This is a genomic window from Pontibacter sp. BAB1700 (assembly GCF_000277005.1).
Lineage (GTDB): Bacteria > Bacteroidota > Bacteroidia > Cytophagales > Hymenobacteraceae > Pontibacter > Pontibacter lucknowensis.
The window spans coordinates 1-23,277 of record NZ_AKIS01000032.1; the positions used below are offsets into that span (position 1 = coordinate 1).

A 23,277-nucleotide genomic window follows, 5' to 3' on the forward strand; every position below is an offset into this window, starting at 1 on the left:
AAACGGGGCGCTGGCAGGTATAGTGGTCGGTTCTGTGCTCTGGTTCTATACCTTGGTGGTGCCGTCGATGGTGGGGGGGGGCATGCTGCCAAATAGCATTCTGGAGCATGGTCCGTTAGGTATAGCCTGGCTCAAACCCTTTGAGTTGTTCGGCCTTCAGGGCATGGACTATATCTCCCATGCTATGTTCTGGAGCATGTTCCTGAACGTGGGTTTATACATAGGTGTGTCGCTTTTAAGCAAGCAAACGTCTCAGGAGCGCAATCAGGCAGAGGTGTTCGTGGATATCTTCAAGTACTCCACCGTGTTCGAAAGCTCGATTGTCTGGAAAGGCACAGCCTACATACCTGACATCAAATCCTTGCTGGTGAACTTCCTAGGCGAGAAAAAAGCCGAGGTGGCCATGAAAGCTTACAAGCGCAAATATCCCGAGCCGGAAGACGAAAGCGGTAAGGCGGACCCGAAACTCGTGACTTATGCCGAGAAATTACTGTCAGGTGTCATCGGCTCTTCTTCGGCCCGCATCATGGTGTCGTCGGTGGTGAAAGAGGAGGAGATCAGCATTGACGAAGTGCTTAACATCCTGAAAGAGTCACAGCAACTGATCTCGATTAACAACGAACTCCGGCGCAAGTCCATGGAGCTGCGCCGCGCCACCGAGCAACTCCGCAGCGCCAACGAGCGACTCAAGCAACTAGACGAGCTGAAAGACGAATTCCTGTCGACGGTGACGCACGAGTTGCGCACGCCGCTGACTTCGATTCGGGCCCTGTCTGAAATTCTGTATGACAACCCTGAAATGGAGCGCGAGGACCAGGAGCATTTCCTGCAGACCATTGTGAAAGAGTCGGAGCGGTTGACAAGGCTGATCACACAGGTGCTTGACCTGGAGCGCTTTGAGTCGGGCAAGCAGAAACTTAATCTGGGACCTGTGCACATCGAGGAGGTGGTGCGCGAATCAGTGCAGGCGCTGGAGCAACTGGTACAGGAGAAAAACATTGACCTGGTGGTGGACGTGCAGCACAATCTGCCGAGTATAAACGGCGACAAAGACCGCCTGATACAGGTGCTGGTCAACCTGATTTCCAATGCCATCAAGTTCTGCAACCCGGAGCACGGCCGCATTATCGTGTCGGGTTACTACATCGACGGCGACATCAAAGTGAATGTGGTGGACAACGGCAAGGGCATTGACCCCGAGTTTCACAAACAGATATTCGACAAGTTTTACCAGGCGCAGAACCAGAACATCCGCAAACCCGAGGGTAGCGGACTAGGACTGGCTATCAGCAAGAAGATAATTGAATCGCACCAGGGCGCATTTGGGTGGAGAGTGAAGTGGGCAAAGGCTCTAAATTTTCGTTCGTGCTTCCCGTGAAAGTAAATGTGCCCGCAAACGTATAAAACTATGAGTAGCAAAGAAAAATTGAAGGTGTTGGTTGTGGATGATGAGCCGAGTATACTGATGCCGCTGGAGTTCCTGATGCGCAAGAGCGGCTATCAGGTGTTTGTGGCCCGCAACGGTACCGAGGCCATGGAGAGTGTAGACAAGGAGCGCCCCGATGTGGTGTTGCTTGATATCATGATGCCCGACGTGGACGGCTACGAGGTATGCCGTCACATTCGCGGGCAGGATAATATGAACGGAGCCAAAGTGATTTTCATGAGCGCCAAGACCAAGGACGCCGACATCAAAAAAGGTTATGACGTGGGGGCAGACCTGTACATTCCGAAGCCCTTTTCGACACGTTTTCTGATGGAGAAAATCAAGGAGCTGACGCAGAGTTAATCGCAACAAAAGAATTGGAGATATGGAGACAGCAACCCAAACTTACCGCTCGTATGCCGAGGCCTACGAAAAAAGCATCCAGGATCCGGAAGGCTTCTGGGGCGAACAGGCGCGGCAGATTGCCTGGTTCGAGGAGCCGAAGCAAATCCTGACCACCGACGAAAATGGCTTCTACCGCTGGTTTGCGGGCGGCAAGCTCAACACGGCCTACCTGGCGCTGGATTACCATGTGGAGAACGGCCGCGCAGACCAGACTGCCCTGATTTACGACTCGCCGGTAACCAACACCATCCGCAAGTACAGCTACCGCGAGTTCCGCGACATGGTGGCCCGATTTGCAGGTGCGCTGCGCGGTTTGGGTGTGGGCAAAGGTGATACAGTAGTCATCTACATGCCTGTGATACCGGAGGCAGTAGTCGCCATGCTGGCCTGCGCAAGGTTAGGTGCCATCCACTCGGTGGTATTCGGCGGCTTTGCCCGCACGAGCTCACGGTGCGTATCGACGACGCCCGTCCGAAGGTGGTTATCTCCGCCTCCTGCGGCATCGAGTTCGACAAGCATATCCCTTACAAGCCATTGCTCGACAAAGCTCTGAATGATAGCAAGCACAAACCCGAGCATACCATTATTTTGCAGCGCCCCTATGTGGTGGCTGACATGCAGCCGGGCCGCGACCTCGATTACGTAGATGTGCTGCAGAAGGCCCAGCCAGTCGAACCGGTGCCGGTAGACGCCCACGACCCGCTGTACATCCTCTATACCTCCGGCACCACCGGCAAGCCCAAAGGCATTGTGCGTGACAATGGAGGCCATGCTGTAGCGCTCAAGTTTAGCATGAAAGCCGTATACGGCGTTGATCCGGGCGATGTGTTCTGGGCCGCTTCGGATGTGGGATGGGCTGTGGGGCACTCGTACCTGGTATACGCTCCGCTGATCCATGGCTGCACCACGGTGCTCTTCGAAGGCAAACCGGTACGCACGCCGGATGCGGGTACATTTTGGCGCATCATCATGCAACACGACGTGAAAGTGCTTTTCACAGCTCCGACAGCCATTCGCGCCATCAAGAAGGAAGACCCCGAGGTATAGAGAAAATCAAGTATGATCTGCCCTCACTCAAGTACCTGTTCCTGGCTGGCGAGCGCTGCGACCCTGCTACTTACTACTGGGCTAAGGATTTGCTGCGCATACCTGTGGTCGACCACTGGTGGCAAACCGAATCAGGCTGGCCGATGGTGGCGAACATGGTGGGCTATGGATTGAAACCAGCCAAGCCGGGCTCAGCGGGACTGCCGGTGTGCGGGTATAAAGTAGAGATCTTGGGTGAGGAAGGGCAGGAGCTTATACCTGCGCAGGAAGGGTATGTGGCGGTAAAGCTGCCCTTGCCTCCCGGTTGCCTGCCCACCTTGTGGGAAGACAATGACCGCTTCTACAAATCCTATCTTGACCGCTTCCCTGGCTATTACATGACCGGCGATGGGGGCTATATGGATGAAGATGGCTATATTTATATCATGGGACGCATAGACGATGTGATCAACGTGTCCGGTCACCGCCTCTCAACCGGAGAGATGGAAGAGATGGTTGCCTCGCACCCCGCGGTAGCCGAATGCGCCGTGGTAGGTATAGCCGACGACCTGCGTGGACAGCGCCCCATCGGCCTGGTCGTGCTCAAGGACGGACAGAACATCAGCGAAGAACAAATCGAGCAGGAACTGATTGCGATGATTCGGGAGAAAATAGGGGCCGTGGCTTATTTCCGCAACGCCCTGATCGTGAAGCGCCTGCCCAAAACCCGCTCCGGCAAAATTCTCCGCAAAATCCTGCGCAACATTGCCGACGGCGTACACTACGCTATACCTTCTACTATCGACGATCCGGCTATACTCACCGAGATTCATGATGACCTGAAGGAGCGGAAGATTGGGAATGCTTTTTTGGAGTGAGTTTGCTCTTATGAATAGGGGAGATATCTTATAACTGCCAATTGGCAGCTACAGGCGAAGTCCCCCTTTGAAGGGGGTAGGGGGATAACAATCGTTCCCGATTTATACCCGAAGGAACAGGTCGCGACCTATGCGAATCGCGCACCACTTACAATCGAAATAAACCTTAAATACCATAAACAAACCGATATCATGCCTAACATTCAAATCAAAACTTATCAGGAATACGAAGAGGCCTATAAGCGAAGTGTGGAAGACCCGGAAGGGTTCTGGTCCGATATAGCGAGCACCTTTACGTGGCGCAAAAAGTGGAACACGACACTGGAATGGAACTTTGAGGAGCCGAACGTGAAGTGGTTTAAGGGCGGCAGACTGAACATCACCGAAAACTGCCTGGACCGTCACCTTAAAACCCGTGGCAACAAGCTCGCCCTGATTTGGGAACCAAACGACCCGAAAGAAAGATTTGTGCGTTATACCTACCGCGAACTCCACGAGAAGGTATGCCAGTTCGCCAATGTGCTCAAAAAGAACGGTGCCAAAAAAGGCGACCGCATCTGCATCTACATGCCGATGATCCCTGAGCTTGCTTTCGCCGTGCTGGCCTGCGCCCGAATCGGTGCCATTCACTCGGTCGTGTTCGCCGGTTTCTCGGCCGTGGCCATGGCAGACCGCATCAACGACGCGCAGTGCAGCATGGTGCTCACCTCCGATGGTCTGAACCGTGGTGCGAAGCAGATTCCGGTGAAGCGTGTGGTAGACGAGGCGCTCGAGCGTTGTGACTCAGTGAAGAAAGTGATTGTAGTCGAGCGTCTGGGCTGGGCCGTGAACATGGTGGAGGGCCGCGACGTGTGGTACCACGACGAGGTACAAGGCGTAAGCAAAGACTGCCCTGCCGAAGAAATGGATGCCGAAGACATGCTCTTCATCCTGTATACCTCTGGCTCAACGGGCAAACCAAAAGGTGTGGTCCATACCTGCGGCGGTTACATGGTCTACGCCCAGTACAGCTTCAGCAATGTGTTCCAGGTACAGGAAAACGACATTTACTGGTGCACCGCCGACATCGGCTGGATCACCGGCCATACCTATCTGCTCTACGGTCCACTCTTGTCAGGCTCTACTTCATTGATGTTTGAAGGCGTGCCAACTTTCCCGGACATGGGCCGCTTCTGGCAGGTAGTCGACAAGTTCGGCGTGAACATTTTCTACACTGCCCCAACTGCCATCCGCTCACTGATGGGTGGTGACATCGACGATGTACTATCCTATAGCCTCGACTCCCTTAAAGTGCTGGGCTCGGTGGGTGAACCGATCAACGAAGAGGCCTGGCACTGGTACCATACCCACGTTGGCAAGGAACGCTGTCCGCTCGTGGATACGTGGTGGCAAACCGAAACCGGTGGGATCATGATCTCGACCATTGCTGGCATCACCCCGATGAAGCCAAGCCACGCCGCCCTGCCACTGCCAGGTATACAGCCGATTCTGGTAGATGCCGAAGGCAAGGAAATTACCGACAATGAAGTAGAAGGTTACCTCTGTATGAAGTTCCCTTGGCCAAGCATTATCCGTACCACCTACGGCGACCACGAGCGTGCCCGCCTGAGTTACTTCTCCACCTACAAAGGCCTGTACTTCACAGGCGACGGAGCCAAACGTGACAAAGACGGCCTGTACCGCATCATCGGCCGTGTAGACGATGTGATCAACGTATCCGGTCACCGTTTTGGAACGGCTGAGATCGAAGAGGCCATCAACCACAACTCGCACGTGGTAGAGTCAGCAGTGGTAGGCTATCCACATGATGTGAAAGGGCAGGGAATCTACGCTTTTGTGATCTGCAAAGACGTGCCGGAGCGTGAGGATTACCTGCGTGCCGAGATTATCGAAACAGTAGTGGAGAAGATCGGTAAGATCGCCAAGCCTGACAAGATCCAGATCGTAAGCGGTCTGCCGAAGACCCGCTCGGGTAAGATCATGCGTCGTATTCTGCGCAAAGTAGCGGAAGGTGACACCTCTAACCTGGGCGATACCTCCACTCTGCTTGATCCGGATGTAGTGGATGAGATTAAAGCGGGTGCTTTATAGAATTTAGATTGATAAGTTTAGTTGAATGCGTAAAGTCCTGCGACGTTTGTTGCAGGACTTTTGCGTTTAGGAAATGTTGTAAATACTGCCAGTTTAACGTCAGCGCAACTGATGGTCCTGCATAAGGCCATTTTGTAACTGACATAGTTAAAGTTTTCAGATATAGGTGACCCTGTGCGAAAATCCTGATTCAGGCAATTGCAATCCTCTGCCCAATCCTGTATCTTCAACAGGTATAACCCGAAGCTATGAAGCCCTCCAATGTCATACAGGAACGCGTGCACGAGTTCTTGAATACCTACCCGCCCTTTAACCTGATTGACCCGGAAAAACTGCGGCAATTGGCCAGGCAGGTGCGGGTGCTATACCTGGAGCCGGAGCAGGTTCTGTTCTCGCAGGACGATCCCGCCCACGAACACTTTTATGTTGTACGGCAAGGCTCTGTTCGATTGGAGCAAAAGACGGAGGGTGGCAATCCCAAATTGCTGGATGTGTGCGACGAAGGAGATGTGTTTGGAGTACGGGCACTGATCGCTAAGAAAAACTATTCCTCTACCGCTACCTCAGCCGAAGAATCACTGGTATACGCTATACCTATCGAGGCTTTTGAACCTATCCTCACCGAAAATCCACAGGTGGCGCTTTACTTCGCGGCGGGTTTTGCGGCGGGGCAGCCGGTGCGTAACCCTACCTTGCGCGATGCGCAAAGGGCACGGGTCGGGCTGAGTACCATTGCACCTTCGTCTATACCGCTGCACCTTGAAGACGCCCTTAAAATCGATACGGCTAAAAGCATTGTTGCTTGTCCGCCTGACACCTCCATCCGGCTGGCCGCCCAAATGATGAGCGACAAGGATTCCAGTTTTATGATGGTAGTGGACGGTGAGGCACGACCCTTGGGAATTCTGACCGACACCGACCTGCGCCGCCAGGTGGTAGCCGGGCATGTGGCCATTGATGATCCGGTAGAGGTGATCATGTCGTCGCCGGTGATTACGACCGTTCCCAATCCGCCCATGGCCGATGCGCTGATCAACATGATCCGGAACAAAGTGAAGCACCTCTGCGTGACCACTGACGGGACTGTTGACTCTAAAGCCCTTGGGGTGCTCACCGAACATGACCTCCTACTGGCCCAGGGCAACAATCCGGCCGTGCTGATCTCTGAGATTCGCCAGACACGCGACATAAGTTCACTTCCTGCCATCCGCGACAGGGCTGAGGAGCTGTTACTGAAGTACCTGGAGCAGGAGGTGAGCATTTCGTTTATCGCCAATATCATCACAGAAATTAACGACGCTATCATTGTGCGGGCGCTGCAGCATGCCGAGAAAGAACTGGGTGAGCCGCCGCTGCATTATTGCTGGCTCTCACTGGGTAGCGAAGGCCGTGAAGAGCAACTCCTGCGCACCGATCAGGACAATGCCGTGGTGTTCGAAGATAAAAATGCTGCGCTCGAAAAAGAGCACCAGGCTTACTTTCTGAAACTAGGTGCTATTGTGCGGGATATTCTGGTGCAATGCGGTTTTGAGAAGTGTCCCGCCGACATGATGGCCAGTAACCCGAAGTGGTGCCAGCCGCTGCATACCTGGAAACAGTACTTTTATAACTGGATACACGAGCCCACCGAAGAGGCACTGATGCATACCTCTATTTTCTACGACTACCGCCCCGTATACGGTGACTTTAGTCTGAGCAGGCAGCTGACGGATTATATTTACGAGAACATCCAGCAGGAGCGCATTTTCCTGCCTTTCCTGGCCAAGCATGCGTTGCAGAGTCCACCGCCACTGAGTTTTTTCCGCAACTTCATTGTGGAGCGGGGAGGGGAACACAATAACGAGTTCGATATCAAACTGCGGGCCATGACACCACTCGTGGATGCCGCCCGCGTGCTCACGCTCGACAATCGTGTGGCCGGAGAGAACAACACTTTCAAGCGCTTCGAGAAACTGGCCGAGTTGGAGCCGCAAAACGCGGAGCTATACCGTGAGGCCGCAATGGCATACGAGATCATGATGCGTTTCCGGGCGCTCAGCGGCCTGCGCAACAAGAACTCCGGCCGTTACCTCAACCCCAACCAGCTTAACAAACTCGAGCGACAAACGCTGCGCAGCACCTTCAAACCGATCAGCGACATACAGGAGCTCCTGCAAGTACGCTTTCAACTTAACTACCTCGGCTAATGGAGTGGCTGAAGGAGTTTATAAACCAGCTGCAACCGGTAGACAAGAATGCGCCGGCTTTTTGGCACAGGTATAGCGCCGCACTGAAAGAGCAACCCTCAAGAGATACTCCCTTGTCAGAAGCCGAATTTGTAGTGTTCGACACCGAAACGACCGGGCTGGACCAACGCAGGGACAAAGTGCTTTCCATCGGGGCAATAAAGGTAAGGGAGCTGCAGGTACTGGTGTCGGACACTTTTGAGTGTTTGGTGCAGCAGGAAGGGGCACCAGCTACCAAAAGCGCTGAAGTGCATGGTCTGCTTTCAAGTCAGCTGGAGGGAGGTATACCGGAGCGGGAGGCGGTGGAGGGCTTTATCGACTTTATCGGTAATGCTGTGCTGGTCGGGCAGCATGTGGCTTTCGACATCGGCATGGTCAACCAGATGCTGAAGCGGCAAGGTATAAGCGGCAAGCTCCGCAACCGCTCCGTCGACACAGCACACCTGGCCATACGACTGGAGCGCCGCCATGCCGACAGCCACACCCTGAAAACCGCCGAGTACAGCCTCGACGCTCTCTGCGAAAGGTATAATCTGCCCACCGAAGATCGTCACACCGCCTCCGGCGACGCCTTTGCCACAGCCCTGCTATTGCTCAAACTGCTCTCACTAGCTAAAAAGCGGGGCATTACAACATTGGGTGAGCTGATGAAGGGCTAACGTAATTATTCAGCCAAAATCTATCACTGACGTACATGCTTAGATGATCAGTCTATTTTTCAAAATGAAAACACTTTTCCTAGGTTTGGCTCTGTGCTTAACCTTCGTTGGTGAAACTCTTGCGCAAAACACCATTCAGCTGAAAGAATATTTCAAAGAACTGAAGCAGGTAGACGTTACCATAGCAGGGCAGCCATACACCTTCTTATTCGATACGGGAGGCGGCCAGACCTTTGTATCCCCGGAAGTGGCACAGAAAATCGGTCGACAACCTTATGGCAGCGCAACTGCCTTCCGCATGAACGGGGAGATGTTTCGGTACCAAAAGCTGGATTCAGTTGAAATCAGGGTCGATAACGTTCCGCTTTTTCATGCGACCGTTGGGGTATGGGATCTGATGAGCATACTGCCAGAAGGTCTTCCGAAAGTAGATGGGGTGATCTCGTTGAAATCCTTTCAGGACAGGATTGTGACTGTCGACCTGGCGGCCAGTAGACTCCAGATTGAGACGTCAGCCACTCTTAGAAAGCAACAGGGCAGGCTAACGTTGCTGCCCAGCCGTTTCGCCAGTGGGCTAGATGGTAGCGAGCTGACCATTTTCCTGGGTATACCTCATCAGGACCGCTCATACTGGTTTCTGTTAGACACAGGCAATATAAGCGAAGTGCTGCTTTCGCACCAGACAGCCTCCGGGTGGGGCCTACAAAGCGATACGACAGTCCAGCGCACAGCCCTGAACCCGATTGCGATTCAACTTGGCAGGCGAAAACTGGTCAGCAAGGCCGCTGCAGAAAATATCATCTATGACGGAGTACTGAACTACGATGTGATCCGTCAAACCAGAATGACCATTAACTTCCCGGCAGGGCAGGTATGGATGCATTAAAATGGCGAAATTCCTGCATTGCCTGTGTGCCTGGAAAATACACAATCGGATAGCAGCAGGGATATCTGTACAATCAATAATTGAATGAAGCTGATATGATGAAAAAGTATCTTCTAACCTTCGCCCTGGGCGCTTTTCTGATGGCCAGCTGTAACAGCACGCCTGATACCGAGGAGACAACCATAACCCAACCAGAACCTGACACGGCACCCGCCGATACAGCTGGCGTGGAAAAAGATAATACCAGGGTTGAAACAGAAGAGGCTGATCCCCTCTGAAAAAATCATCTATACCTTGTTATCTTTGCCCGCAATTAGATCTTAAACAAGCTCAACGCCTGCCCGGAAAAGCCTTCAGTGCTGATGGAGCAGTGGCTGTAGGCCGTGCCATCATCGGGGTGACTTCGCTGCCGTTGGGGGCGCAGGTAGAGATCAAAATGATCGCCAAAAGAAAATAGCATGAAAATCGACGAACAACATAATCCCTGGACCACCCTATCCAGCAGGCAGGTATACCAAAATCCCTGGATAAAAGTGCGTGAAGACCAGGTGCTCAACCCCAATGGTGGAGAGGGGATTTACGGTGTGGTCAGCTTCAAAAACAAAGCCATTGGCATTATACCTGTTGATGACGAAGGCTATACCTACCTGGTAGGGCAGTACCGCTATGCGCTCAACGAGTACAGTTGGGAAATACCAATGGGCGGCGGCCTGATCGAGAACGACATACTCGAGTCGGCGAAGCGGGAACTGCAGGAAGAGACTGGTTTTACAGCCGAAAAGTGGACCAACATCGCCCGCCTGCATACCTCCAATTCCGTAACGGATGAGGAAGGCTTTGTTTTCCTGGCGCAGGAACTAAAGGCCGGTGAAACAGCTTTTGAAGAAACGGAGGAGCTTCACATCCGGCGGGTGCACTTTGAGGAGGCTGTGCGTATGGTGATGGACAACGAGATAACGGATGCCATCAGTGTGGCAGGTATACTCAAGGCAGCTATACTTTTGCAGCAAGGCGGGTAAGTATTGAGAAGGCCAACGAGGTGAAGCCCCCCGATTGATAACTGGTGGATTATTCTTACATTTGAAGGCATGAAAGCGCTTAAATACCTGTCCCATCGCATTTATACAACCTGGTGTGTCACCTGGTTTGTGATGCCCTTTGTGGTCACGTATCCGTTTCAGGCAGTGCTTATACGCAAGCAGCGCTGGTATCCGCGCGTGCACAGCATTAACCGCTTCTGGTCATCATCGGCCCTGCGCATGTTCCTTACGCCTTTGCGGGTAGAGTGGCGTATGCGTTTCAATCCTGGCAAGCAGTATATCTTTACGCCTAACCACAGCTCATACCTCGATATCCCGCTATTGCTGCATGCCATTCCGGGTTTTATTAACTTTGTCGGGAAAAGCTCGCTTACCAAAGTGCCGTTGTGGGGAAAAGTGTACGAAAAGCTATACATTGCCGTAGACCGTAAGAGTGCGATCAGCAGTGCCAAGAGTTACATCCAGTCCGTGCGCACGCTGGAGCAGGGCCGCAACCTGGTGATCTTTCCGGAAGGTACCATACCACCCACGGCAGGAGAGGAGCTGCTGGCATTCAAGGATGGCCCTTTTCGACTGGCTATTGAGAAGCAGTTGCCGGTAGTGCCGGTGACGATGCCCTATAACCACAAATTTTTGCCTGATCTGGATGGGAAGCTGAAAGTGCGCTGGCACCCGCTCAAGATCATCATACACGAGCCGATCGAAACCAAAGGCATGACGCTGCAGGACCTTCCTGCGCTGAAGCAGGAAGTATTTCATATTATTCAGGAAGAACTTAAGAAACACAATACGATAGATGTCAACCGATATACAAACCATTAGAAAGATCGCGCACCTGGCCCGACTGGAGTTCAATGAAGAAAAGGAGCAGGAGATGCTGCAGGACCTGAACAAGATCCTGAACTGGGTAGACCAGCTTCGCGAACTTGACACCGAAAGTGTGGAGCCGCTTATTCATATGTCAGAAGAAGTGAATGTGATGCGCGAGGACCTGGCACAGAATACCGTATCGCACGACGAAGCGCTGAAAAATGCACCAAGAAAAGACTCCGATTATTTCAGAGTACCGAAAGTGCTCGAATAGTCCGACGGTTTGTCTATGAACAAAATTAAGTTTTGGAACAGTTGGGATGCCGATACCAGGTATCCCTATCTGTTTTTGCTGATCGTGGCCGTGCTGGCGCTCATGCTGGGGGTATACCATTACTTCACCGGCGAGAGCAATTTTATGGCCTGGGATAAGCTGCCTGAACTGCAGGTGGTGCAGGTGCCGGTGCACGAGTTTTCCCGTCTGCTGGAGCCCTTCACCCTGTACGCCGATGGCTACCTGCTCACAGAGCAGTACGATGTGGCAATGCCTGTCCTCAACAAGTTTGCCGCAGTAGCACTGGTGCTGTTGCTGGCTCTCTGCCTGGCATTCTACACAGCTGCCATTACCACCATGAAGCGCATTCCTTACTTTGCGGGTATGCTGCTGCTCATGATGCTGCTGGCCTCCTTCAACCTGGACCTCCTCGGTGTGATCGGGAGCAATACCGGGCAAACCACGCTGCTGGTATTCATCGTTTTCTTTGCTTTGGCCAGCTATGCTTTTCAGGCTTTTTATCAGCAGGTTTCCTTTAGTGTCAGGGTAATGGTGATGATCGCGCTGGTGAGTTTGCTGGGCTCCTTTGTATACATGGAGTCAGACTTTCCACCGCTGTTGACCACCCTGCATCTGGCCAATTACAGTTCGCTGGCCCTTATGGTAGCCTCCCTGCTCTTTATGATCTGGGTCGGGTACGAAAACATCAATGCCCTGCTTTGGGTCAACACACAGGCTGCCAAGCCGGAACGTCGCTTTAGTATATGGCAGTTTGTGCTCGTAAGCGTGCTATACCTGGTTACTTTGGTACTGTTATACCTGCGCCATGTGGGCTATGTGAAAGGCGATTTGTTTTACATCAACGCTTTTGTCATCCTACTGATCTCTGCAGTTGCCGGCTTTTGGGGCATGCGTCAGCGCGAGGTATTGTATGGCAGACTGTTCCCCTTTAAACCCACAGGTGCCATCATCTACCTGGTATTTGCAACCATTACCTTTCTGAGCATTGGCTACGCCTATGCCACCGCCAACGACTCCGCTATATCAGTTTTTCATAACCTGATCGTATACACACACCTGTCCTTCGGAGCCTTCTTTTTTGTGTATGTAATGGTGAACTTCGGGGACCTGATCAAGCAGCGACTGGCCGTTTACAAAGTGGTGTACGAACCCCGCAAACTGCCTGTGTATACCATTTACACCATGGGGGCTATTTTGCTGGCCATCCTGGTGATGCGTACCCAGTTCAGGGTGTACTTCAATGCCTATGCCGGTTACTACAGCTACCTCGGCGACCTGTACCAGAGTTCCGACAATTCGATTCTGGCAGAACGTTTCTACAGAGAAAGCGATCTGTTCGATAACCACAACATGAAGGCGAGCTTTAGCTTGTCGGCCATGTATCGTGCCCAGAACGAGCGCAACAAAGAAATTCTGAGTCTGCAGGAGGCACTGGAACGGAGCCCGAATCCGAAGCTATATATCCGTTTGGCGAACCTGTACGACCGCAAGCAGTACTTTTTCGAAAAGCTGTATGTGCTGCAGCAGGGGGCGGAGGCTTTCCCTAAAAATGGGGAGATCTACAACAACCTGGCCCTGCTTTATGCCCAGACCAGTGTGCACGACAGTGTCGCCTACTATTTTGACCTGGCACAGCGTCATGCAGAAAACCAGGATCTGGTTCGCAGCAACCGCCTGGCTTACTATACCCGCCAGGCTATGCCGGATGAAGCCAAGGAGCTGATCACGGAGATCCGATCCACAAAATACAAGCCACTGCGCAGCAACATGGCTGCACTTAACCAGCTGCTGGGACAGACTTCTGATATTAAAGAAGACGACTTTGTGGCGGATTCGCTGGAGCGGGTAGAGGACCTGACACTATTCTACAACAAAACCATTTCCAGTGTGAACAATGGCGATACATCGCTGTTGAAGCCTATCAACCGCTATCTTGGTTCTCAGGAGAACAGACTCTTTATGGAAGACCTGCTATACCTGAAGGGCCTGGTGCACCACTACGATGGCAGGCCGAAAGAGGCACGCAGCGTAGTTGAGAACCTGGCGCTGGCCGCAGGGGAGCGCAGCGGTTATTATTACAATGCGTTGGGGCATTGGATGATGGAGGAAGAGAACTACGGTGCCGCCGCCCATTATTTCAAGGAGGCCAAAGACAGAGGCTTTACGCAGGCCTTCCTGTCCCATGCCTATGCGCTGGCCCTCAATCACCAGACCGATGAGGCTGTAGAAGCTCTCCGCGAAGTTGCCTTTACAGAGATAGAGTCGGCGGTTGCGGTGGCACAGTCGCTGGAAGAGGTGCTGGAACAGGCGCCATCTACCATCATCACCCAGGCCCCGGACCACGACAAGGTGCAGTATCTGATCGCATACCTGCCTGATTTGCTGCCCGAAGATGTAGACCGCATCGTGAAGAGCGTGCAGGAGAAAGACCTGCGCCGTGAGGCATTGGTGGCCAAGGTAGACTATTTTATGGGAAGACGGGAGTGGAAGCAGGCCAATGAGGCCATAAAAGAGGCAGCTACCGCCCTGCGACCAGAAGGAGAGCTCCGCTCAAAACTTAACCTGCAGCAAATGCGCCTGTGGCTGAATACCAAGAACCACGAGGTGCTGGTGAAACGGATGGACAACCTATACCTGACACCGAAGGATAAGCGGCAGAAACTCTACTTCAGGGCTAAAATTGCTGAGATAAAGGGGCGTGACCGTGAAGCTGCCGAGCGTTACAGCCAGGCACTCAAAATGCTGTTGTACGATGAGCAGGTGGTAGAGGACGCCGCCGCTTTCTTTGCCCGATACAGTCCCGCTGAGATGCAGGCTTATAACATTCTGCTGGACGGAATCACCTATAATCCATACTCTGCCAGGCTCTACAAAGCCTATGCGCTTGAGAGTGTGAACAGGGGACTTGTCAGCTACGCAGACCAGGCACTTGTTTCGCTTCGCAGCTTGCTTCCTGCTTCGGAATATAGTACTTTTAAAGAGAAATTTGATAAACAGCGCCGAGCTAAGGAGGCAGAGGCGGACCAGTGGCAACTCTAAAACAGGTTCTATGAGCACCATCATCGAGACACACGATATTTCGAAAGTATACCGCATGGGAAGCGAAACCATCCATGCGCTCAAGTCCGTGTCTATCAAGATAGAGCGAGGAGAGTATGTGGCGTTTATGGGTCCTTCTGGTTCCGGGAAGTCAACGCTTATGAATATCATTGGCTGCCTGGACACCCCTTCCGGAGGGCAGTACATCCTGAACGGGAATGATGTGAGTAACATGACTGACAATGAATTGGCCGAGGTTCGGAACAAGGAGATCGGTTTCGTGTTTCAGACCTTTAACCTGTTGCCGCGCCAGAGCTCTTTGGAGAATGTGGCCCTTCCGCTTATTTATGCCGGGTATAACAAATCTGCGCGTGAGGAGAAAGCCCAGCAAGCGCTGGAAAGTGTGGGCCTCGGTAACCGTGGCAAGCACAAGCCAAACGAACTGTCGGGTGGACAGCGGCAGCGTGTGGCTATTGCCCGTGCGCTTATCAATGACCCAAGTATCATCCTGGCCGACGAACCGACCGGTAACCTGGATACCAAGACCTCTTACGAGATCATGGAACTGTTCGAGAACCTGCACGCCAAAGGAAACACCATTATCATGGTGACGCACGAAGAGGACATCGCCAAATACGCTCACCGTATTGTGCGCCTTCGCGACGGACTTATAGAATCAGACGAAATCAACCACGATGTGACAACGCATGCAAATCTAAACGCTGCGCAATAGCTCATGAAAATTTACACCAAGACAGGCGACAAAGGCACCACTTCACTTATAGGAGGTACTCGTGTAGCCAAGTCGCACCTACGCATAGAAGCCTACGGCACCGTAGACGAACTTAACTCATACATCGGACTGGTACGCGACCAGGAAGTAAACAAGAGCCGGGCCGACATCCTGAAAGAGATACAGGACCGCCTCTTCACCATCGGCTCCACACTGGCCACCGACCCTGACAAGAACACCAAAATGGTGACCCCCGACCTGCATGCAGAGGATGTCACCCTGCTGGAGCAGGAAATAGACAAGATGACGGCTGAAGTGCCTCCGCTGCGCTCCTTTGTGCTGCCAGGCGGTCATCAGTCTGTTTCATTTGGCCATCTGGCCCGCTGCGTGTGCCGCCGCGCTGAGCGCCTGGCCATCCGCCTGCAGGAAGAGTCGCCGGTAGACGATCTGGTGATCATGTACCTCAACCGTCTGTCCGATTATCTGTTCGCTCTTTGCCGCAAAATGACGTATGAGTTACAGGCTGAGGAAATTGCCTGGAAGCCACGCGTCTGATTACATTGTTCAACTAATAATTCCCTTTATTTATGTCAGTTGATACCCTAACTATACCTACTCAGTGCGTCCCGCAGAGCCGCATTTCTGAGCTGGACTTCAATAATATTGAATTCGGGAAAATCTTCGCCGACCACATGCTGGTAGCCGACTACAAAGACGGCGCCTGGCAGAACCCCGAAATCAAGCCCTACGGCAACATGTCGCTTAGTCCGGCAACCTCAGCCCTACACTACGGCCAGGCTATCTTCGAAGGTATGAAGGCTTATAAAAACGCAGACGGTGACATCCTGCTGTTCAGACCGCTCGATAACTTCAAGCGACTGAACATTTCTGGAGACCGCATGTGCATACCTGAGCTGCCCGAAGAGATCTTCATGCAGGGGCTGGAGCAATTGCTGCGCCTGGACGCTGCCTGGGTACCGCCAACAGCTGGTTGTGCACTGTACATCCGTCCGTTCATCTTCGCAACGGATGAGTTTATTGGCGTGCGTCCATCATCCAGCTACCGCTTTATGGTGTTCAGCTGCCCGGTAGGCGCCTACTATGGTCAGCCGTTGCGCGTTGCCATTGAGCCAAACTATGTGCGCTCAGCAGAAGGTGGTGCCGGTTATGCCAAGGCCGCTGGTAACTATGGCGCTGCCCTATACCCTGCACGCAAAATGCAGGAACGCGGCTATCACCAGCTTATCTGGACTGACTCGCGCGAGCACAAGTACATTGAAGAGTCCGGTACCATGAACGTGATGTTTGTGATCGATGACAGGATTGTAACGCCTGCTGTAAGCACCACGATCCTGTCAGGCATCACCCGCGACAGCGTGCTGCAGATAGCCCGTGACAAAGGTATACCTGTAGAGGAGCGTAAGGTAGCTGTGAGCGAGATTGTGGAGGCTCACAAAGCCGGCAAGCTACAGGAAGCATTCGGTACGGGTACCGCTGCTACTATTGCCCAGATCGCCACCATACATTACAACGGCGAGGACATGGACCTGCCGGCAATAGAAGGTCGCGAGATCTCCAATGGCATTGCAGCAGAGTTGGATCGCATTAAGACAGGTCAGGCACCTGACCCGCACAGCTGGATCTATAAGATCAGCCTATAGTAATCAGATAAAAGTAAATGCTGGACTGGAAGCGTATACGGCTTTTGGTCCAGCATTTTAGCGTTAAATAAAAAACAGAAAACATGACTTCAGAACAATTGAAGGAATTAAAGGCTCGTGTTGAAGCCTTGAGGAGGTATCTTTGACTACGATAACAAGAAGCAACAGATAGCCGAGACAGAAAGGCAAACACTGGCACCTGACTTTTGGGACGACCCGAAAGCAGCTGAAAAAGTACTTAAAGAGGTAAAATCGCTGAAGGTATGGACTGACCACTATGAAGAAGTGGAGAAAACGGTTTCTGACCTGGAAGTGCTTTTCGATTTCTACAAAGAAGGCGATGTGTCGGAGGAAGACATAAAGCTGGAAGCGAAAAAGGTAGAAAGCGCTATTGAAGGGCTGGAGTTCAAGCGCATGCTAAGTGGCGAAGAGGACCAGTTGAGCGCCATTCTGGAGATCAACCCGGGTGCAGGCGGTACCGAGAGCCAGGACTGGGCCGAGATGCTGATGCGCATGTACATCATGTGGGCCGAGTCGCATAATTTCGGCGTGAAGCAGGTCAACTACAATCCGGGTGAGGGAGCAGGTATAAAGTCAGCTACCCTGGAGATCACCGGCGACTTTGCCTATGGCTATCTTAAATCTGAGATAGGGGTACATCGTCTGGTTCGTATCTCCCCATTCGACTCAGGCGGACGACGCCATACTTCCTTTGCTTCTGTATTTGCCTACCCTGTGGTGGACGATACGATCAACATCGAGGTGAACCCGAGCGACATAGAGTGGGATACCTTCCGCTCAGGAGGCGCCGGAGGCCAGAACGTAAACAAAGTGGAGACTGCAGTGCGTTTAAAGCACAAGCCGACAGGCATCGTGATTGAGTGCCAGATCGAGCGCTCACAGCTCATGAACAAAGAGCACGCCCTGCGTATGCTTCGCTCACGCCTTTACCAGATAGAAATAGACAAGCGAAACGAAGAGCGGGACCGTGTGGAGAGTACAAAAAAACGCATCGACTTTGGCTCCCAGATACGCAACTATGTGCTGCACCCGTACAAGCTTGTAAAGGATATCCGGACAGGCGTAGAGCGTTCTGATGTGCAAAATGTGCTGGACGGTGACCTGGATGAATACATCAAGGCATTCCTGATGCAGGCATAAGGAGAGATTGAGGCTATACCTGACTCCACAAAAAAGAGGCTCCTGAAAGGGAGCCTCTTTTTTGTGGAAAATATCGGAATTTACTGTGTGTCTGGCTGTCCATCTACCCACCATACAGGGTCGGAGAATATCTGCGTGCCCCTGATGTTTGGAACATTTGCCTCATTGGTGTCCAATTCGTTTTGCGCATATGGAAAACGAACTGGTGGAGGTGAGATCTGGTGTTGGGCAACAAAGCCAGGAATGCCCGTTCTTCTCCAATCGTTGTAGGCCTCAAAGGGCTGGAACAGCCAGAAAGCAATCCACTTCTGGAGGATAATAGCCTCCTGTGATACAGTGCTGGCGTTTGCTGCTATATATGCATCAATTGCTGCAGCTGGTGCATTTATTTGTCGTTGCATGGCAGCCCTGATTCCATTTTGATAAGCAGTAAGCGCTTCGCCTGTATTGCCTAACCTCAGCTGTGCCTCTGCCTGTATGAAGAGCAATTCGTCATAAGTCATCATTGGCATAGGCGCGGTCGCATTAAGCACAGCCGCTGTTGGATCAGAGAAGGCTCTGTTTGCCTGGTCGTTTATCTGTGTTCCATTGGGAGCCCTGTGATAACTCCCGGATCACGGGCTGGTGCCACCATGGCCTCCAGGCGTGGGTCGTTCAGGTTTTGAAGCGTAGTCACGAAAGATTGGCTTACAGCGTGGTGACTACGGTCATTCGATTCCTGGTACCACGGATGTTCACCTATTGCTGCGGCAGTGTATCGCCGGAAGACGAGGTTGTCTGCAGCGCTCTGAAAACCCTGTGCAGCCGCTTCCAGCGCAGCCGTTGCAGATCCCTGCGGGTCAATATTGCTCAGGCGGTTATAATAACGCGCCTTCAGAGAATAAGCAGCCCTTGTCCATAACTCAGCACTGCCCCCATAAATCAAATCCTGGTTGCCAGGCGAGGGAGCCGTTGTTGCTAAGTCAACGATCGCCTCATCTAGCAGGCTTTGTATCTGCGTATAAACTTGTTCCTGCGAATCGTATGTAGGAGTGCGGTTCTCGACTCCCTGCCCAGCCTCTGCAGAGGGTACAGGTCCCCAGGCATCGGTTGCTACAGATAAGGTATAGGCTTTCAAAACTTTTGCTATACCTACGTGCCTGAAGTTTCCTTCCTCCTCACCGCCTGCAGAACCTCTTTCAATAATGATGTTAAGGTCAGGTAGCACGCCCGCATAAATGTTGTTCCACATGTTATTCACCAACGTGTTATTCTGGAGACCAGACCGGCGATCTGCCTCCTGTAACTGTGCGTGCACACCGGCGGTATGCTGTACAAAAACAGATGAATACCAGGCTAAGTCAGCCCCTGTAACAGCTGTAGGTACGTTTACTGTTACCTGTGGGAGCAGTAGGTTGACCGAGACTTGTTCCGGGCTATTGGGGTTGGTGTCAATTTCGTCTAATTTATCCTCGTCGCAGGCAGTGCCTCCTATAATAAGAGCTGCTGCTATGAGAAAGCTGTAAAATCTATACTTCTTCATGATCGTGTGATTTCTGTCCATTAAAATGTTAACCTTAAACCAGCACCAAAGCTCCTTGCCTGAGGAAGCGTCACATACTCAAGTCCCTGGAAGTTAGTACCGCCACCCACGCTTGTCTCCGGGTCAAAGTTCGGGTAGTCTGTTATGAGAAAGAGGTTGCGGCCTGTCAGCACGATAGAGGCATTCCTGATGAAAGTGCGTTCTAGCAAGCTTGTTGGCAGGGAGTAGCTTAGAGCCACTTCTCTGAGCCTTACAAAAGAAGTAGAGTAGACGTTTGATTCGTCGATGGCGTCCATGGCACTGGACCAGAAGTTCTGTCCTCTAACGATTTCAATGTCATTGTCTCCTTCTACGACAAGGTCACCATTGGTATCCAGGAAGCCTTTCACGCCAGGATAGACATAAGGACTTTCACGGTCTTCTGTAATTTCAGCCATACCGTACAGCTTCAGAAGTCTTGTATTGCCTGCATACATATTGCCACCCTTTCTCCAGTCTACCTGTGCAGTCAGATTGATGCCGCCGAAGGTGATGCCGTTTGTAAAGGATATTTCGAAGTCTGGCTGCACATTGCCTATGTTTTTAGCCTCACCAGCCAAAGGCATGCCGTAGAATGGATTTGGATTACCACCTATGGTTTCACGACTATCCACTACAACGTTGCCATTATTGTCCCTCACGAATGAGGAGCCAAAAATGATGGGGTATAAAGCTCCCGCCTCGGCTCTTACGTTAGGTGTAACGAAGCCTCCCAGGAAGATACTCTCAACACCCTCGGCCAGCTCGACTACTTTGTTTCTGTATCGGGTAAAGTTTGTGGTGAACGTCCATTCGAAGTTGTCGTTTCTTATAGGGATAAGATTGAAAATCAACTCATGGCCTTTGGTTTCCAACCTACCGGCATTTCTAAACTCAGATGTAAAACCAGATGATGCGGCAACAGGGACGCTGAATATTTGGTCTTCTGTTGTCTGCACATAATAGGTGTAGTCTAAGGTGATCCGGTTGTCCAGGAATCTGAAATCGCCACCAAACTCAATTGTTCTGGTGTTTTGTGGCCTTAGCTCTTCCGTTCTGAATACGGCGCTACGGGTATAACCAATTGTGTTGTTGAATGGGAATTGGATACCGTCATTCAGGAAACCGCCCACGTTCAGGGCACCGCCAGGTATGAAAATGTTTCTGGTTATGTAAGCCTGGTCAGGGGCCTGACCTGCCTCAGCATATGAAGCCCTTAGTTTACCGAAAGTAAGGATGTCGTTCTGAAGCTCGAAGGCATCTGTAAATGCAAAGCCAATGCCCACTGAAGGATAGAAGAAAGTACGGTTGCCACGCGCCAGGTTAGACACATAATCCTGACGGGCAGATGCGTTTAAGAACAGATAGTCCCTGAAACCTACTTCGGCGTTGGCATAAAAACCAGCTACTCGTCTGCGGGTAATGGTCTCGCTGGCGTTCTGCACAACAGTGTTGCCAATGTTACGGAAACCACCTTGTGCAATACCACGGCCTACCGTTGATATCAAACGGTTTCTGATGTCATATACCTCATTGCCAAGCAGCAGGTTGGCACTAAGATCCTCTGAGAAATCACGGTTAAAGCTAACAGAGAGGTTAGAGTTGATCTGATTCTGATTGAAGGCATAGTCATTTATTTGGCCACCGCTTGGCTGTGCAGTTCTACCTCCTGTAAAGCCTGATCCAAGCTCGTATACCTCTTTACCATCTGTGATAAAAAAGTCTCCGCCAAGTCTATAGTTTAAAGTTATCCAATCGAGCGGTTTGTAGGAAACGTTTGCAGTGCTGATAATGCGGCGGGTATCTTCATAGAATTGGTTATTGGCCAATGCCCAGCGTGGATTATCGATCGCACCTCGGTAGTTGAACTGTCTGTATGGGTTGAGTGGATCAGCAAAAGGGAGCCCCCACAGGTCAAAGTTTCTCGGTGCTGCATACAATGTGAAAAGCGGATTGGAAAGGTTAGATCCCCCGGGCACCTTATCAATGTGTACATCCGAATAGTTTGCAGAAGCACCGATCGTTACTTTGGGGTGAACATTAAATTCACCGGCAACCTTGCCGTTAAAACGCTCCATACCCGTTGTCGGAATTATGCCTTCCTGATCTGTATAGCCTAAAGTGACAGCGTAGTTGCCTATCTGGCCGCTGTTGGCGATCGTGAGACTGTTTGTTGCCGTATGGCCAGTCTGGAAGAAGGGGTCCACGTTGTCAAAGACCCTGTTTCCTGGCGCGGTTTCCCCTATGGCGTTGGTCACATCGCCGAGCTCGCTTATTCTTGGTCCCCAGGATAGCGAGGAGTTGTTTGAGTATTGCCTTCCAGAGCCCTGGGAGTAGGTGCTTTGTAAGTCTGGAAGCCGTGAGGCACGGTCTATCTGATAGTCAGAAGAGAATGTCACTGTAGCAGCTTTTCTTTCCTCCAGGCCCCTGCCTCTCTTGGTAGTAATAATAACCACCCCGTTGGCAGCACGGACCCCGTACAAGGCTGCTGCTGCACCGCCTTTCAGCACAGATATCGATTCGATGTCATTTGGGTTGATATCTAGTGCACGTGCTGAGGCATCGGTGCCGCTCACACCGCCAACACCTATACCTGCACCACCTGCTTGCTGGATGGCATCACTTTCGATTGGCATGCCATCGACTACATACAGAGGCTGGTTGTTGCCTACCAAGGAGCGTGCCCCCCGAATCGTGATTTGCGATGATGAGCCCGGCATACCACTAGACTGGCGCACTACTACGCCTGCCACCTTGCCTTGGAGAGCATTGGTGACGTTCGGGTGGTTAGCACGTGTTACGGCTTCACCTTCTACCTGCTGCACCGAGTAACTCAAAGCTCTTTCTTCCCTTTCAATACCAAAAGCCGTCACAACAACTTCGCTCAGTTGCCTGGTGTCTACGCTTAAGGCTACATTGATTGTGCTCTGATTGTCGATATTGCGTGAAACGGTGGCATAGCCAATGAAGCGGTAGGTAAGTGTATTGGAGCCAGCCGGCACATTGATGGAGTATTCTCCGTTGGCTCCGGTAGCGGTGCCGACGTTGGTACCTTGTACCAGCACTGCGACACCGGGCAGTCCTTGCCCTGTTTCCTGATCTGTCACGGTACCCGTAACCGTTCTAGTCTGGGCCATGCCTTGTTGAAAAAGGGCGAGCACCAGAATAAAACTTACTAGTAGTAGTTTGTTCATGTTCCCAAAAAGTTTTGGATTCAGAAGATGTATAAAATCAATTCGGCAAAAGTGCCAGAAGCTAAGGCACTTAGTGGTGAGGAAGGATTAGAAGAGTCTTTTCTTTAAAAAGGGACTCTGTAATGCTCAATAGAATGTTAAAACATTAAATATAGTAGTGTATTGATTTTTTAATGTTAAAATTCAATTTACTAATCATAACATTATA

At 51.8% G+C, this 23,277-nt stretch carries 18 protein-coding genes and 2 pseudogenes; 17 read left to right on the forward strand and 3 right to left on the reverse strand.

Going from position 1 to position 23,277, the window contains the following annotated elements; translation table 11 throughout:
- The 9 genes and pseudogenes from O71_RS04455 to O71_RS04490 all read left to right on the forward strand — a co-directional run.
- Positions 1 to 1,378: sensor histidine kinase KdpD (locus O71_RS04455; RefSeq protein WP_007653686.1), on the forward strand; the 1,378-nt coding region annotated here is incomplete at its 5' end.
- A 30-nt stretch (positions 1,379 to 1,408) separates the two neighbouring features.
- The gene (locus O71_RS04460; RefSeq protein ID WP_007653688.1) at positions 1,409 to 1,789 is read left to right on the forward strand and encodes a response regulator transcription factor; all 381 of its coding nucleotides are present in this window, start codon (positions 1,409 to 1,411) and stop codon (positions 1,787 to 1,789) included.
- 22 nt (positions 1,790 to 1,811) lie between these two features.
- A pseudogene (locus O71_RS26845) lies at positions 1,812 to 2,878 on the forward strand (AMP-binding protein).
- Positions 2,788 to 3,735 (forward strand): AMP-binding protein, encoded by a 948-nt coding sequence (locus O71_RS26850; protein ID WP_304412029.1) that lies wholly within the window; start codon positions 2,788 to 2,790, stop codon positions 3,733 to 3,735. The pseudogene O71_RS26845 and the gene O71_RS26850 overlap by 91 nt, the downstream one beginning before the upstream one ends.
- A gap of 159 nt (positions 3,736 to 3,894) precedes the next feature.
- Positions 3,895 to 5,826, forward strand: a complete 1,932-nt coding sequence (gene acs / locus O71_RS04470) for an acetate--CoA ligase (RefSeq protein WP_255345343.1) — start codon at positions 3,895 to 3,897, stop codon at positions 5,824 to 5,826.
- A gap of 248 nt (positions 5,827 to 6,074) precedes the next feature.
- Positions 6,075 to 8,012, forward strand: coding sequence for a DUF294 nucleotidyltransferase-like domain-containing protein (locus O71_RS04475; protein WP_007653700.1), 1,938 nt, complete (start codon positions 6,075 to 6,077; stop codon positions 8,010 to 8,012).
- On the forward strand, positions 8,012 to 8,710 hold the full coding sequence (locus tag O71_RS04480) for a PolC-type DNA polymerase III (protein WP_007653706.1): 699 nt from the start codon (positions 8,012 to 8,014) through the stop codon (positions 8,708 to 8,710). Before O71_RS04475 ends, O71_RS04480 begins: the two co-directional genes overlap by 1 nt.
- 64 nt (positions 8,711 to 8,774) lie before the next feature.
- On the forward strand, positions 8,775 to 9,596 hold the full coding sequence (locus O71_RS04485) for a retropepsin-like aspartic protease (RefSeq protein ID WP_192811635.1): 822 nt from the start codon (positions 8,775 to 8,777) through the stop codon (positions 9,594 to 9,596).
- Positions 9,597 to 9,694: 98 nt separating this feature from the next.
- Positions 9,695 to 9,874: a hypothetical protein gene (locus O71_RS04490; protein WP_155800510.1), complete on the forward strand. Its 180-nt coding sequence runs from the start codon at positions 9,695 to 9,697 to the stop codon at positions 9,872 to 9,874.
- A gap of 35 nt (positions 9,875 to 9,909) precedes the next feature.
- On the opposite strand, the gene O71_RS23690 is transcribed toward O71_RS04490, so the two are convergent.
- Positions 9,910 to 10,056, reverse strand: coding sequence for a hypothetical protein (locus O71_RS23690; RefSeq protein WP_155800512.1), 147 nt, complete (start codon positions 10,054 to 10,056; stop codon positions 9,910 to 9,912).
- On the opposite strand from O71_RS23690, the gene O71_RS04495 reads away from it, so the two are divergent.
- From O71_RS04495 to prfB, 8 genes are all read left to right on the forward strand, one after another.
- Positions 10,055 to 10,615, forward strand: coding sequence for an NUDIX hydrolase (locus O71_RS04495; RefSeq protein WP_007653715.1), 561 nt, complete (start codon positions 10,055 to 10,057; stop codon positions 10,613 to 10,615). The two genes, O71_RS23690 and O71_RS04495, sit on opposite strands and share 2 nt — an antisense overlap.
- 69 nt (positions 10,616 to 10,684) lie before the next feature.
- Positions 10,685 to 11,458: a 1-acyl-sn-glycerol-3-phosphate acyltransferase gene (locus tag O71_RS04500; protein ID WP_143731791.1), complete on the forward strand. Its 774-nt coding sequence runs from the start codon at positions 10,685 to 10,687 to the stop codon at positions 11,456 to 11,458.
- Complete coding sequence (gene gatC / locus O71_RS04505) at positions 11,433 to 11,720, forward strand: Asp-tRNA(Asn)/Glu-tRNA(Gln) amidotransferase subunit GatC (RefSeq protein WP_007653720.1); 288 nt, start codon at positions 11,433 to 11,435, stop codon at positions 11,718 to 11,720. Before O71_RS04500 ends, gatC begins: the two co-directional genes overlap by 26 nt.
- 15 nt (positions 11,721 to 11,735) lie before the next feature.
- Positions 11,736 to 14,780 (forward strand): hypothetical protein, encoded by a 3,045-nt coding sequence (locus tag O71_RS04510; RefSeq protein WP_007653721.1) that lies wholly within the window; start codon positions 11,736 to 11,738, stop codon positions 14,778 to 14,780.
- Between the two features lie 10 nt (positions 14,781 to 14,790).
- Positions 14,791 to 15,513 carry an ABC transporter ATP-binding protein gene (locus O71_RS04515; RefSeq protein ID WP_007653723.1) on the forward strand — a complete coding sequence of 241 codons (723 nt, stop codon included), beginning with the start codon at positions 14,791 to 14,793 and terminating at the stop codon, positions 15,511 to 15,513.
- A 3-nt stretch (positions 15,514 to 15,516) separates the two neighbouring features.
- A complete protein-coding gene (locus O71_RS04520) occupies positions 15,517 to 16,068 on the forward strand; it encodes a cob(I)yrinic acid a,c-diamide adenosyltransferase (protein ID WP_007653725.1) in 552 nt (183 codons plus the stop codon).
- A gap of 32 nt (positions 16,069 to 16,100) precedes the next feature.
- Complete coding sequence (locus O71_RS04525; protein ID WP_007653726.1) at positions 16,101 to 17,174, forward strand: branched-chain amino acid aminotransferase; 1,074 nt, start codon at positions 16,101 to 16,103, stop codon at positions 17,172 to 17,174.
- 83 nt (positions 17,175 to 17,257) lie between these two features.
- A protein-coding gene (gene prfB / locus O71_RS04530; protein WP_155800514.1) for a peptide chain release factor 2 occupies positions 17,258 to 18,335 on the forward strand; the annotation gives its coding sequence in 2 pieces (ribosomal slippage) (positions 17,258 to 17,317 and positions 17,319 to 18,335; 1,077 coding nt in all).
- Between the two features lie 106 nt (positions 18,336 to 18,441).
- Here the strand turns inward: prfB and O71_RS26310 are convergent.
- Both O71_RS26310 and O71_RS04545 read right to left on the reverse strand, forming a co-directional pair.
- Positions 18,442 to 19,878: pseudogene (locus O71_RS26310) on the reverse strand (SusD/RagB family nutrient-binding outer membrane lipoprotein); the annotation flags it as partial.
- Positions 19,878 to 23,069: a SusC/RagA family TonB-linked outer membrane protein gene (locus O71_RS04545; RefSeq protein ID WP_007653734.1), complete on the reverse strand. Its 3,192-nt coding sequence runs from the start codon at positions 23,067 to 23,069 to the stop codon at positions 19,878 to 19,880. The gene O71_RS04545 and the pseudogene O71_RS26310, both read right to left, overlap by 1 nt.
- Between the last annotated feature and the right edge of the window lie 208 nt (positions 23,070 to 23,277).